11 protein-coding genes are annotated in these 12,765 nt (G+C 61.5%); 9 read left to right on the top strand and 2 right to left on the bottom strand.

Annotation, left to right across the window (positions count from 1 at the left end; all coding sequences use genetic code 11):
* Positions 1–176: 176 nt before the first annotated feature.
* The 4 genes from QLG10_RS05005 (at position 177) to QLG10_RS04990 (ending at position 3,354) form a co-directional block, all read left to right on the top strand.
* A complete protein-coding gene (locus QLG10_RS05005; RefSeq protein WP_110748684.1) occupies positions 177–539 on the top strand; it encodes an ArsC family reductase in 363 nt (120 codons plus the stop codon).
* Positions 540–571: 32 nt separating this feature from the next.
* A complete protein-coding gene (gene dapD, locus QLG10_RS05000) occupies positions 572–1,606 on the top strand; it encodes a 2,3,4,5-tetrahydropyridine-2,6-dicarboxylate N-succinyltransferase (protein ID WP_110748682.1) in 1,035 nt (344 codons plus the stop codon).
* Between the two features lie 141 nt (positions 1,607–1,747).
* A complete protein-coding gene (locus QLG10_RS04995; protein WP_282485881.1) occupies positions 1,748–2,953 on the top strand; it encodes a cysteine desulfurase in 1,206 nt (401 codons plus the stop codon).
* Positions 2,950–3,354, top strand: a complete 405-nt coding sequence (locus QLG10_RS04990) for a SufE family protein (protein ID WP_110748678.1) — start codon at positions 2,950–2,952, stop codon at positions 3,352–3,354. Before QLG10_RS04995 ends, QLG10_RS04990 begins: the two co-directional genes overlap by 4 nt.
* 35 nt (positions 3,355–3,389) lie before the next feature.
* Here QLG10_RS04990 and tcdA read toward each other — a convergent pair whose 3' ends face one another.
* Positions 3,390–4,205 (bottom strand): tRNA cyclic N6-threonylcarbamoyladenosine(37) synthase TcdA, encoded by an 816-nt coding sequence (gene tcdA / locus QLG10_RS04985; RefSeq protein WP_033042056.1) that lies wholly within the window; start codon positions 4,203–4,205, stop codon positions 3,390–3,392.
* Between the two features lie 210 nt (positions 4,206–4,415).
* Between tcdA and QLG10_RS04980 the strand changes: the two genes are divergently transcribed.
* The 4 genes from QLG10_RS04980 (at position 4,416) to QLG10_RS04965 (ending at position 9,659) form a co-directional block, all read left to right on the top strand.
* Positions 4,416–7,007: a glycosyltransferase gene (locus QLG10_RS04980; protein WP_110748676.1), complete on the top strand. Its 2,592-nt coding sequence runs from the start codon at positions 4,416–4,418 to the stop codon at positions 7,005–7,007.
* Positions 7,008–7,236: 229 nt separating this feature from the next.
* Positions 7,237–8,388 (top strand): succinyl-diaminopimelate desuccinylase, encoded by a 1,152-nt coding sequence (dapE, locus tag QLG10_RS04975; RefSeq protein WP_110748674.1) that lies wholly within the window; start codon positions 7,237–7,239, stop codon positions 8,386–8,388.
* Positions 8,388–9,197: a putative RNA methyltransferase gene (locus QLG10_RS04970; protein ID WP_188265497.1), complete on the top strand. Its 810-nt coding sequence runs from the start codon at positions 8,388–8,390 to the stop codon at positions 9,195–9,197. Before dapE ends, QLG10_RS04970 begins: the two co-directional genes overlap by 1 nt.
* Before the next feature lie 84 nt (positions 9,198–9,281).
* The gene (locus QLG10_RS04965; RefSeq protein WP_090316897.1) at positions 9,282–9,659 is read left to right on the top strand and encodes a hypothetical protein; all 378 of its coding nucleotides are present in this window, start codon (positions 9,282–9,284) and stop codon (positions 9,657–9,659) included.
* Positions 9,660–9,749: 90 nt separating this feature from the next.
* Here QLG10_RS04965 and QLG10_RS04960 read toward each other — a convergent pair whose 3' ends face one another.
* Positions 9,750–9,959 carry a cold-shock protein gene (locus tag QLG10_RS04960; RefSeq protein ID WP_008035470.1) on the bottom strand — a complete coding sequence of 70 codons (210 nt, stop codon included), beginning with the start codon at positions 9,957–9,959 and terminating at the stop codon, positions 9,750–9,752.
* A 164-nt stretch (positions 9,960–10,123) separates the two neighbouring features.
* On the opposite strand from QLG10_RS04960, the gene plsB reads away from it, so the two are divergent.
* The gene (gene plsB, locus QLG10_RS04955; RefSeq protein WP_110748670.1) at positions 10,124–12,628 is read left to right on the top strand and encodes a glycerol-3-phosphate 1-O-acyltransferase PlsB; all 2,505 of its coding nucleotides are present in this window, start codon (positions 10,124–10,126) and stop codon (positions 12,626–12,628) included.
* The last annotated feature ends 137 nt before the right edge of the window (positions 12,629–12,765 follow it).

Genomic DNA, 12,765 nt, shown 5'->3' with positions numbered 1-12,765 from the left:
GCATCGAAGTGCCATATTAGCCGCTTAGACTGTGCACTGCCCCTTGCACCAACGTCGCACGCGGTTGGCCCAGGCACCATTCCCCCTGTCGGAGCGAGCCTGCACCCACAGGATTGGCGCATCCATGGCATAATCCCAGACCTTTTATTTCCGGCACCTGTAAAGGGGGCGATTCCTTGACCGTTTCAAGTAAAACGTTGCACCTTTTCGGCATCAAGGCGTGCGACACCATGAAAAAGGCGCGCACCTGGCTTGATGAACACGCTGTCAGCTATGACTTCCATGATTACAAAGCGATCGGTATCGATCGTGAACACCTGACCCAATGGTGCAACGAGCACGGCTGGGAAGTGGTGTTAAACCGTGCAGGCACGACCTTTCGCAAGCTCGACGACGAACGCAAAGCCGATCTCGACCAGTCGAAAGCCATCGAACTGATGCTCGCACAACCTTCGATGATCAAGCGCCCGGTGCTCGATCTCGGTGACCGAACCCTGATTGGCTTCAAGCCAGATATCTACGCGGCCGCGCTCAAGTAAGCAGCCCGTTTCAATTTGCTAGAGGTATCAACATGTCCACTACCCTGTTCAGCCTGGCCTTTGGTGTCGGCACTCAAAACCGTCAAGGCGCCTGGCTGGAAGTGTTCTACGCACAGCCATTGCTCAACCCGTCTGCAGAACTGGTCGCTGCCATTGCGCCGATCCTGGGCTACACCGAAGGCAACCAGGCCATCACCTTCACCACCGCGCAAGCTTCGCAACTGGCTGAAGCCGTGAAAGGGGTCGACGCTGCCCAGGCCGCCCTGCTGACCCGCCTGGCCGAGAGCCACAAGCCGCTGGTCGCCACTGTCCTGGCCGAAGACGCACAACTGACCTCCACGCCTGAGGCCTACCTCAAGCTGCACCTGCTGTCCCATCGCCTGGTCAAGCCACACGGCCTGAACCTGGCTGGCGTGTTCCCGCTGCTGCCAAACGTAGCCTGGACCAGCCAGGGCGCCATCGACCTGTCCGAGCTGGCCGAGCATCAACTCGAAGCCCGCCTGCGCGGCGAGCTGCTGGAAGTGTTCTCGGTGGACAAGTTCCCGAAAATGACCGACTACGTCGTACCGGCCGGCGTGCGTATCGCTGACGCCGCGCGCCTGCGCCTGGGCGCCTACGTGGGCGAAGGCACCACCGTCATGCACGAAGGCTTCATCAACTTCAACGCCGGCACCGAAGGCCCGGGCATGATCGAAGGCCGCGTCTCCGCTGGCGTATTCGTCGGCAAGGGTTCGGACCTGGGCGGCGGCTGCTCGACCATGGGCACCCTCTCGGGCGGCGGCAACATCGTGATCAAGGTTGGCGAAGGCTGCCTGATCGGCGCCAACGCCGGTATCGGCATCCCGTTGGGCGATCGCAACACCGTTGAGTCTGGCCTGTACGTGACTGCCGGCACCAAGGTGGCGCTACTGGACGAGAACAACGAGCTGGTGAAAGTTGTGAAAGCCCGTGAGCTGGCCGGCCAGACCGACCTGCTGTTCCGTCGCAATTCGCAAACCGGTGCCGTGGAGTGCAAAACCCACAAATCGGCGATCGAATTGAACGAAGCGCTGCACGCTCACAACTAAGCGTCAGTCGATCCCTGCAGGAGCGAGCATGCTCGCGATGAACGTCAACGATAACGCGGGGCACCCGACACCCCGTGTCGTCCAGGCGTCGATCGTGAGCATGCTCGCTCCTACAGGGGTCAGGCGTAAAGGCCGAACACCATGATGATTCTCTCCCCCTGGCGCGCCGACTTTCCGGCCATCGCCGCCCTTCACCGGCAAGGCCAGACCTATCTGGACAACGCCGCCACCACGCAAAAACCGCAAGCCCTGATCGATGCGCTGGCACATTACTACGCCAACGGCGCGGCCAACGTGCATCGGGCACAACACTTGCCCGGCGCCCATGCGACCCAAGCATTCGAGGACAGTCGGCGCAAAGCCGCGCAATGGCTCAATGCCGGCGACAGCGGGCAAATCATCTTCACGCATGGCGCGACGTCCGCGCTGAACCTCCTGGCCTATGGCCTGGAGCATCTTTTCAATCCAGGCGATGAGATCGTCATCAGCGCCCTGGAACATCACGCCAACCTGCTGCCGTGGCAGCAACTGGCGCAGCGCCGCGAGCTGAAACTGGTGATCCTGCCACTGGACGCCGACGGTGTGATCTACCTTGACGCTGCCCGACGGTTGATCGGCCCACGCACGCGGCTGCTGGCTGTCAGCCAGTTGTCCAACGTCATCGGCGCCTGGCAACCCCTGCCCGCGCTGCTGGCGCTGGCCAAGGCGCAAAACGCCTTGACCGTGATCGACGGCGCCCAGGGCGTGGTCCATGGCCGGCATGACGTGCAAACGCTGGGGTGCGACTTCTATGTATTTTCCAGCCATAAGCTCTATGGCCCCGATGGCCTGGGCGTGTTGTTTGGGCGCCATGAAGCGCTGCAACAGCTACGCCCCTGGCAGTTCGGCGGCGAAATGGTCCTGGACGCCAACTATCACGACGCGCGCTTTCGCCCTGCGCCACTGGGATTCGAAGCCGGCACGCCGCCGATTTCCAGCGTCATTGGGCTGGGGGCAAGCCTGGATTACCTTGCCGGGCTCGATCAGCACGCCGTTTGCGCCCATGAATCGGTCCTGCATGACTATCTGCTCAAGGGACTCGCTGCGCGTAACGGCATCCGCCTGTTGGGCAAGCCGCAAGTGGCACTGGCGAGCTTCACCATCGAAGGTGTACATAACTCGGATCTGGCGCACCTTCTGACCGAACAGGGCATTGCGGTCCGCGCCGGTCATCACTGCGCCATGCCGCTGCTCAAAAGCCTGCACCTGGCCGGAGCGATTCGGGTGTCGTTGGCGCTGTACAACGACTCCGAAGACCTGGAACGGTTCTTTGAAGCGCTGGATCAAGCACTGGAGTTATTGCGATGAGCCTTCCCGCTGAAGCCGTGGACGCGCTGCAAGCCTTTCAAGATCTGCCGGGCTGGGAACAACGGGCGCGCCTGCTGATGCAGTGGGGCGAGCGCCTGCCCGTACTGAGCGAAGTAGAAATGTGTGACACCAACCGGGTGCACGGCTGCGAAAGCCAGGTATGGCTGGTGGGCGAACTGAAGGATGGCCACTGGCTGTTCAGGGCCAACAGTGATGCACGGTTGATTCGCGGGTTGGTGGCGTTGCTGCTGGCGCGGGTCAACGGGTTGTCGGCGGCTGAGTTGCGCCAGGTGGATTTGGCGGACTGGTTCAATCAGCTGGGACTGGCTCGGCAGTTGTCGCAGTCCCGAAGCAATGGCTTGAATGCGGTTTTACAACGGATGCGTGAACTCGCCGCCTGACTGATCGTTCCCACGCTCTGCGTGGGAACGATCAGTCAGGAAGGTTTGACGCGCTCCGCCGGCCGTCGCACACCCGCCACGATCTTGTCCACCGCCTTGGTCGCCGCGACCATGCCGAAGGTCGCCGTCACCATCATCACTGCGCCAAAACCACCGGCGCAGTCAAGTTTCACACCATCACCGACGAAACTCTTCTGCAGGCAAATGCTGCCATCGGGTTTCGGGTAGCGCAGTTGCTCGGTGGAGAACACACACGGCACGCTGTAATGACGGGTCACGGTGCGCGAGAAGCCATAGTCGCGGCGCAAGGTGGAGCGCACTTTCGACGCCAACGGGTCATTGAACGTACGGTTGAGGTCGCAGACCTGGATCAGCGTCGGATCGATCTGCCCGCCCGCGCCGCCGGTGGTGATGATCTGGATCTTGCGCCGCTTGCACCAGGCAATCAGCGCCGCCTTGGCGTTGACGCTGTCGATGCAGTCGATCACGCAATCGATGTTCGGCGTGATGTACTCGGCCATGGTCTCGCGGGTGACGAAATCCGGCACCGCGTGCACCGTGCAATCGGGATTGATCCCGCGCAAGCGCTCGGCCATCACTTCGACCTTGGGTTTGCCGACGGTGCTGTCCAGTGCGTGTAACTGGCGGTTGGCGTTGCTGACACAGACATCGTCCAAGTCGAACAATGAGATCTCGCCGACACCGCAACGGGCCATGGCTTCCGCCGCCCAGGAACCGACGCCACCGACGCCAACAATCGCCACATGCGCCGCGCGCAGGCGCTCAAGGCCCTCGATGCCATACAAACGGGCGATGCCTGCAAACCGCGGATCTTCTGTACTCATGACCATCACCTCAAAAACCGGCGCGCAGTATAGGGCTTCGCCGCACGAAATTTTAGGGTTCGAGCGGTAAGTGTAAGAACTTATGTGAAAGTGAATTGCCCAATGTCGAGTAATTCCCTGTCCGCTATAGGTTCAGAGAATGCCTAGTGTAGGATTCGCCCCCCTTGGCGGTCCGACCGTTCCTTCGTTCCACAGTCTTTGGAACCCGAAATAACTATGTCATCGCGTAAATTTGGACTCAACCTGGTGGTGGTGCTCGCCATCGCTGCCTTGTTTACCGGTTTCTGGGCGCTGATCAATCGCCCGGTGACCGCCCCCAACTGGCCCGAACAGATCTCCGGCTTCTCGTACTCACCTTTCCAGCAGGGTCAATTCCCACAGAAGGAGCAGTACCCGACTGACGATCAAATGCGTCGTGACCTGGAGATCATGAGCAAGCTGACGGACAACATCCGTACTTACTCGGTCGACGGTACGCTGGAAAACATTCCCAAGCTGGCGGAAGAGTTTGGCCTGCGGGTGACACTGGGGATCTGGATCAGCCCGGACCAGGAACGCAACGAGCGGGAAATCACCCGCGCCATCGAAATCGCCAATTCTTCGCGCAGCGTCGTGCGCGTCGTTGTAGGTAACGAAGCCATTTTCCGCAAGGAAATCACCGCGGCCGAACTGAGCGTGATCCTTGATCGCGTTCGCGCCGCTGTAAAGGTGCCGGTGACCACGTCCGAACAGTGGCACGTCTGGGAAGAACACCCCGAACTGGCCAAGCACGTCGACCTGATTGCCGCCCACGTGCTGCCTTACTGGGAGTTCATCCCGATGGACAAGGCCGGACAGTTCGTCCTCGACCGGGCTCGCGACCTGAAAAAGATGTTCCCGAAGAAACCGCTGCTGCTCTCCGAAGTGGGCTGGCCGAGCAACGGCCGCATGCGCGGCGGCGCCGATGCGTCGCCGGCAGACCAGGCGATCTATCTGCGAACCCTGGTCAACAAGCTCAACCGCCAGGGCTTCAACTACTTCGTGATCGAAGCGTTCGACCAGCCGTGGAAGGCCAGTGACGAAGGTTCGGTAGGCGCCTACTGGGGTGTGTTCAACGCCGCACGCCAACAGAAATTCAACTTCGAAGGTCCGGTGGTCGCGATCCCGCAATGGCGCGTGCTGGCCATCGGTTCGGTGGTATTGGCGCTGCTGTCGCTGACCCTGCTGATGATCGACGGCTCGGCCCTGCGCCAGCGTGGTCGCACCTTCCTGACCTTTATCGCGTTCCTTTGCGGTTCGGTGCTGGTGTGGATCGGTTATGACTACAGCCAGCAATACAGCACCTGGTTCAGCCTGACGGTGGGCTTCCTGCTCGCCCTTGGTGCCCTCGGGGTGTTCATCGTGTTGCTGACCGAGGCCCACGAACTGGCCGAAGCCGTGTGGATCCACAAGCGGCGCCGGGAATTCCTGCCGGTGGTCGGTGATTCGAACTATCGACCGAAAGTATCCATCCATGTGCCGTGCTACAACGAGCCTCCAGAGATGGTCAAGGAGACCCTCAACGCCCTGGCCAATCTCGACTATCCGGACTTCGAAGTCCTGATCATCGACAACAACACCAAGGACCCGGCGGTCTGGGAACCGGTGCGCGATTACTGCGAAACCCTCGGCCCGCGCTTCAAGTTCTTCCACGTCGCCCCCTTGGCCGGTTTCAAGGGCGGCGCGCTGAACTACCTGATCCCCCACACGGCCAAGGATGCCGAAGTGATCGCGGTGATCGACTCCGATTACTGCGTGCACCCCAACTGGCTCAAGCACATGGTGCCGCACTTCGCCGACCCGAAAATCGCCGTGGTGCAGTCGCCGCAGGATTACCGCGACCAGAACGAAAGCACCTTCAAGAAGCTCTGCTACGCGGAATACAAGGGCTTCTTCCACATCGGCATGGTTACCCGTAACGACCGTGACGCGATCATCCAGCACGGGACCATGACGATGACCCGGCGCTCGGTGCTCGAGGAGCTGGGCTGGGCCGACTGGTGCATCTGCGAAGACGCCGAGCTGGGCCTGCGCGTGTTCGAAAAAGGCCTGTCGGCGGCGTATTACCACGACAGCTACGGCAAGGGCCTGATGCCCGACACCTTCATCGACTTCAAGAAACAGCGGTTCCGCTGGGCCTATGGCGCGATCCAGATCATCAAGCGTCACACCCGCAGCCTGCTGCGCGGCAAGGACACCGAGCTGACCCGCGGCCAGCGCTACCACTTCCTCGCGGGCTGGTTGCCGTGGGTCGCCGATGGCATGAACATCTTCTTCACTGTCGGCGCGCTGTTGTGGTCGGCAGCGATGATCATCGTGCCGCAGCGGGTCGATCCGCCGTTGCTGATTTTCGCGATCCCGCCCCTGGCGCTGTTCGTGTTCAAGGTCGGCAAGATCATCTTCCTCTACCGACGGGCGGTGGGGGTGAACCTCAAGGATGCGTTCTGCGCGGCACTGGCGGGACTTGCGTTGTCGCACACCATCGCCAAGGCGGTGTTGTACGGGTTCTTCACCAGCAGCATCCCGTTCTTCCGCACGCCGAAGAACGCCGATAACCACGGCTTCTGGGTGGCGATTTCGGAGGCCCGGGAAGAGGTGTTCATCATGCTGTTGCTGTGGGGCGCCGCGCTGGGGATTTTCCTGGTGAACGGCATGCCGAGCAACGACATGCGCTTCTGGGTGACCATGCTGCTGGTGCAGTCGCTGCCGTACCTGGCGGCGCTGATCATGGCGTTCCTCTCCTCCCTGCCGAAGCCGACCGCCGAAACCGAAACGGCGCCAGCGGTCTAAATCTTCGCCGATGCACTAAACGGCGGCCAATGGTCGCCGTTTTGCTTTAAGATAACCGCCATTTTGCAGGGCCTACGGCCCAATGGCCGGACCTGATCCCTGTGGGAGCGAGCCTGCTCGCGAAGGCGTTGTAACAATCAACGTTTATGTTGACTGGCACGCCGCCTTCGCGAGCAGGCTCGCTCCCACAGTGGGTCCGCGCCCACATTCATGATTTCCGGAGTTTCCCATGACGGCCCACGCCGACCTTTCGCCGACCCTTCAACTCGCCATCGACCTGATCCGCCGTCCGTCCGTGACGCCGCTCGACGCCGATTGCCAGAAGCAGATGATGCAGCGCCTGGGCGATGCCGGTTTCATGCTGGAACCGATGCGCATCGAAGATGTGGATAACTTCTGGGCCACCCACGGAAAACACGATGGCCCGGTACTGTGCTTCGCCGGCCACACCGACGTGGTGCCGACAGGTCCCGTGACCGCCTGGCAAATCGATCCGTTCAACGCAGTCATCGACGAACACGGCATGCTCTGCGGCCGTGGCGCGGCAGACATGAAAGGCAGCCTGGCATCCATGACCGTGGCCGCCGAGCGTTTCGTCGCCGATTACCCGGATCACAAGGGCAAGGTCGCCTTCCTGATCACCAGCGACGAAGAAGGCCCGGCGCACCATGGCACCAAGGCCGTGATTGAACGCCTGGTCGCACGCAAGGAGCGTCTGGACTGGTGCATCGTCGGCGAACCGTCGAGCACCACCCTGGTCGGTGACGTGGTCAAGAACGGCCGTCGCGGTTCCCTCGGCGCCAAGCTGACCGTGCGTGGTGTACAGGGCCACGTGGCCTACCCGCACCTGGCCAAGAACCCGATTCACCTCGCCGCTCCAGCGCTGGCGGAACTTGCCGCCGAGCATTGGGACCACGGCAACGATTTCTTCCCGCCGACCAGTTTCCAGATTTCCAACGTCAACTCCGGCACCGGCGCGACCAACGTCATCCCGGGTGACCTGGTCGCCGTATTCAACTTCCGCTTCTCCACCGAGTCGACCGTTGAAGGCCTGCAAAAACGTGTCGCCGACATTCTCGACAAGCATGCCCTGGACTGGCACATCGACTGGGCACTGTCCGGCCTGCCGTTCCTCACCGAACCGGGCGCGCTGCTCGACGCCGTGTCCTCGAGCATCAAGGACATCACCGGTCGTGAAACCCAGGCGTCCACCAGCGGTGGCACTTCCGACGGTCGCTTCATTGCGACCATGGGCACGCAGGTGGTCGAGCTGGGGCCGGTCAACGCGACCATCCACCAGGTCAATGAGCGCGTGCTGGCGGCCGACCTCGATGTGTTGACCGAAATCTACTACCAGACCCTGATCAAGTTGCTCGCCTGATGCTCGCTTGCCCGATCTGCAGTGAACCGCTCAGCGCGGTGGACAACGGCGTGGCCTGCCCCGCCGGGCATCGTTTCGACCGTGCGCGCCAGGGTTACCTGAACCTGTTGCCGGTGCAGCACAAGAACAGCCGCGACCCTGGGGATAACCAGGCGATGGTCGAAGCCCGCCGCGACTTCCTCAACGCCGGCCATTACGCGCCGGTGGCCAAGCGCCTGGCGGAACTGGCGGCAGGTTACGCGCCACAGCGCTGGATCGATATCGGTTGTGGCGAGGGTTATTACACTGCGCAAATCGCCGACGCCTTGCCGGACGCCGACGGCTACGCCCTGGACATTTCCCGGGAAGCGGTCAAGCGCGCCTGCAAACGCAACCCCAAGCTCACCTGGTTGATCGCCAGCATGGCCCGCGTGCCGCTGGCATCGGGCAGCTGTCAGTTCCTGGCCAGCGTTTTCAGCCCGCTGGATTGGGACGAAGCCAAGCGCCTGCTCAGCCCCGGTGGCGGCCTGATGAAAGTCGGACCGACCAGCGGCCACCTGATGGAGCTGCGTGAGCGGCTGTACGACGAAGTCCGCGAGTACATCGACGACAAGCACCTGGACCTGGTGCCTGAAGGCATGGCGCTGGCTCATAGCGAAACCCTGACTTTCAAACTGACACTTGCCAGTGGTCAGGACCGGGCGAACCTGTTGGCCATGACCCCCCACGGCTGGCGCGCCAGTGCCGAGCGCCGGGCAGCGGTCATTGAGCAGGTCGAGCCTTTCGAAGTCACCGTATCGATGCGCTACGATTACTTCGTACTTCAATAACTTCAACCATTTTTGGTCTTGGGCAACGGCTCAAGACCGGCTAAATCCGCGAATGGATTTTTCAGACACGCAGTGAGGACATCCATGCGCCAGCCCGATATCGAGATTTACCTGAAAGACGCCGACGTCGACCACAAGGCCATCTCGGCCTGGCTCGGCACGGCATTGGGCCCGTGCACCGACTGGGTACAGAAAGGCCAGACCTACAAGTGCAAGGCTGGCAACGTGCCGGTGACCTGGTTGCCCAAGGCCGTAGGAAAGTGGAACAGCCTGTACCTGGAAAGCGACCAGACGCCGTGGGAAGATGACATCGCCTGCGCCCGCGCTGCCTTTGCCGCGTTGAACGTCGAAGTGCGCTGCGCACCGGGTAGCTGGGTCGAGGAAGAAGGTGAAGAGACGGCGGATCGCTGGATTCGCATCAGCGCCGATGGTGAAGAAGAGATCACCTGGAAAACTGCTTAACCGCCAAAGATCGCAGCCTGCGGCAGCTCCTACAGGGTTATGTGTACACCTGTAGGAGCTGCCGCAGGCTGCGATCTTTTGATCTCAGGATTACAGCCCCACCACATCCTCAGCCTGCAAACCCTTCTCGCCGGTTACCACCCCATACTCGACCTGCTGGCCTTCAGTCAGCGAACGGTGCCCCTCACCGCGAATCGCGCGGTAATGCACGAACACGTCCACCCCGTCCTCGCGTTGAATAAAACCGTAGCCCTTGGCGTCGTTGAACCACTTCACATTGCCGGTTTCGCGCGTTGCCATGTCAGTACCCCCTTGTTTTTATTTTGAGCGCCCGAGTATATGACAGGCGCAGAAACTCTCAACTACAGAATGGTTGAGCGCTTTTTTGCCGATTTTCGACGAATCCGGCACACTGTCTCCCGCCCGAGCAAACGCTCGGTTTTATTCACTCACGCAGAAGCCGTATGACCCGCTCCCCGTTCCGCCGTCTTGTGTTTGGCACCCTGCGCCGACTGTTGTACCTCTGGGTTCGCTCGGAGACGATCAACCAGTCGTCGTTCACCCTCAACCTCGACCGCAGTCGCCCGGTGTTCTACGTCCTGCAAAATCCTTCGTTGACCGACCTGGCCGTGGTCGACACCGAATGCACCAAGGCCGGCCTGCCGCGTCCGGTGCTGCCGGTATCGGTGGGCAACCTGCTGGAACCGGCCGCGTTCTTCTACCTGACACCGGACCCGGACTGGCTCGGGCGTCAGGACAAGCGCGGCGCACCGCCCACCCTGACCCGCCTGGTCAGTGCCTTGAGCCAGAACGCCGCCGAAGATGCGCAGATCATTCCGGTCAGCGTGTTCTGGGGGCAGTCGCCGGACAGCGAAAACAGCCCGTGGAAACTGTTGTTCGCCGACAGTTGGGCAGTCACCGGGCGCTTGCGCCGCTTGCTGAGCATCATCGTGCTGGGGCGCAAGACCCGCGTGCAGTTTTCCGCGCCGATCCACCTGCGTGAACTGATCGAGCACAACAAAGGTCACGAACGCACCGTGCGCATGGCCCAACGCATTCTGCGGGTGCACTTTCGCAACCTGAAAACCGCGGTCATCGGTCCGGATATTTCCCACCGACGCAACCTGGTCAAGGGCCTGGTCAACCAGCCGCTGGTAAAGCAGGCGATCCTCGACGAAGCCGAGCGCGAGAACATCTCGCCGGAGAAAGCCAAGGCCCAGGCCCTGCGCTACGGCAACGAGATCGCCTCGGACTACACCTACACCGCCATCCGCTTCATGGAAGTGGTGCTCAGCTGGTTCTGGAACAAAATCTACGATGGCATCAAGGTCAACAACATCGAAGGCGTGCAGAAAGTTGCCCCGGGTTACGAAGTGATCTACGTACCCTGCCATCGCAGCCACATCGACTACCTGCTGCTGTCCTACCTGCTGTTTCGCAACGGCCTGACCCCGCCGCACATCGCCGCCGGGATCAACCTCAACATGCCCGGGATCGGCGGCCTGCTGCGGCGCGGCGGTGCGTTCTTCATGCGTCGCACCTTCAAGGGCAACCCGCTGTACACCTCGGTGTTCAACGAATACCTGCACACCCTGTTCACCAAGGGCTTCCCGGTGGAGTACTTCGTCGAGGGCGGCCGTTCGCGCACCGGGCGCATGCTGCAACCGAAAACCGGCATGCTGGCGATCACCCTGCGCAGCTTCCTGCGTTCGTCACGCGTGCCCATCGTCTTCGTGCCGGTGTACATCGGCTACGAGCGCGTGCTGGAAGGCCGGACCTACCTGGGCGAGCTGCGTGGCGCGAGCAAGAAGAAAGAATCGATCTTTGACATTTTCAAGGTCATCGGCGCGCTCAAGCAGCGCTTCGGTCAAGTCGCGGTGAACTTCGGTGAGCCGATCAAACTGGCGCAATTTCTCGACAGCGAGCAGCCAAACTGGCGCGAGCAGGAACTGGCCCCCCAGTTCAAACCCGCCTGGCTCAACGAAACCACCAACCGCCTCGGTGAAAAAGTCGCGCAGCACCTGAACGAAGCGGCGGCGATCAACCCGGTCAACCTGGTTGCGCTGGCGCTGCTGTCCACCAGTCGGCTGGCCCTGGACGACCGCGCCATGGCGCGGGTCCTCGACCTGTACCTGGCGCTGTTACGAAAAGTCCCGTACTCGCCCCACACCACCCTGCCCGAAGGTGATGGCCGAGCGTTGATCGAGCATGTGAAGGACATGGACCTGCTCTCGGAGCAAAGCGATGCGTTGGGCAAGATTCTCTATCTGGACGAGCAGAACGCCGTCCTGATGACCTATTACCGCAACAACGTGCTGCACATCTTCGCGCTGCCGGCGTTACTGGCGAGCTTCTTCCAAAGTGCCTCGCGCATGAGCCGCGAACAGATCCTGCGCTACACCCGTGCGCTGTACCCCTACCTGCAAGCGGAGCTGTTCATTCGCTGGCCACTGGAAGAGCTGGACGGAGTGATCGACCAATGGCTGCAAGCGTTCGTCGAACAAGGCCTGCTGCGTTTCGAGAATGACGTCTACCTGCGCCCGGCCCCGAGCTCGCGGCATTTCGTGCTGTTGACGCTGCTGTCGAAAAGCATTGCCCAGACCTTGCAGCGCTTCTACATGACTGTGTCCCTGCTGCTCAACAGCGGCCAGAACAGCATCAGCGCCGAAGAACTGGAAGACCTGTGCACGGTCATGGCCCAGCGCCTGTCGATCCTGCATGGCCTGAACGCCCCGGAGTTCTTCGACAAGAGCCTGTTCCGCCATTTCATCCAGACTCTGCTGGACCTCGACGTGCTCAAGCGCGACGAGGCGGGCAAGCTGGGTTATCACGAACTGCTCGGCGAACTGGCAGAAGGCGCGGCCAAGCGGGTATTGCCGGCGGAGATTCGGCTGTCGATCCGCCAGGTGGCGTTGCATCGCAGTGAAGATGCGGCGGATCAACCCGCAACGCCCGAACGAACCGTCTAGATTGATCATGGCGCCAGTCAGTTCTGGCGCCGTCGATACGAAGATCTACCAATGAAAAAAACTATCCCTGATCGCAGCGGCCGCACCGCTGACAGCCTGCCAGCCTGCCAGCCTGCCAGCCTGCCAGCCCGCTAAAG

The sequence above is a fragment of the Pseudomonas sp. V98_8 genome (assembly GCF_029967975.1).
Lineage (GTDB): Bacteria > Pseudomonadota > Gammaproteobacteria > Pseudomonadales > Pseudomonadaceae > Aquipseudomonas > Aquipseudomonas umsongensis.
This window is presented reverse-complemented; position numbering and strand designations above follow the sequence as displayed.

Coding starts and splice junctions, on each gene's coding strand:
- plsB (WP_110748670.1), top strand. CDS start 10,124: ATGACCCGCTCCCCGTTCCGCCGTCTTGTGTTTGGCACCCTGCGCCGA.
- dapE (WP_110748674.1), top strand. CDS start 7,237: ATGACGGCCCACGCCGACCTTTCGCCGACCCTTCAACTCGCCATCGAC.
- QLG10_RS04965 (WP_090316897.1), top strand. CDS start 9,282: ATGCGCCAGCCCGATATCGAGATTTACCTGAAAGACGCCGACGTCGAC.
- tcdA (WP_033042056.1), bottom strand. CDS start 4,205: ATGGTCATGAGTACAGAAGATCCGCGGTTTGCAGGCATCGCCCGTTTG.
- QLG10_RS04995 (WP_282485881.1), top strand. CDS start 1,748: ATGATGATTCTCTCCCCCTGGCGCGCCGACTTTCCGGCCATCGCCGCC.
- dapD (WP_110748682.1), top strand. CDS start 572: ATGTCCACTACCCTGTTCAGCCTGGCCTTTGGTGTCGGCACTCAAAAC.
- QLG10_RS04960 (WP_008035470.1), bottom strand. CDS start 9,959: ATGGCAACGCGCGAAACCGGCAATGTGAAGTGGTTCAACGACGCCAAG.
- QLG10_RS04970 (WP_188265497.1), top strand. CDS start 8,388: ATGCTCGCTTGCCCGATCTGCAGTGAACCGCTCAGCGCGGTGGACAAC.
- QLG10_RS04990 (WP_110748678.1), top strand. CDS start 2,950: ATGAGCCTTCCCGCTGAAGCCGTGGACGCGCTGCAAGCCTTTCAAGAT.
- QLG10_RS04980 (WP_110748676.1), top strand. CDS start 4,416: ATGTCATCGCGTAAATTTGGACTCAACCTGGTGGTGGTGCTCGCCATC.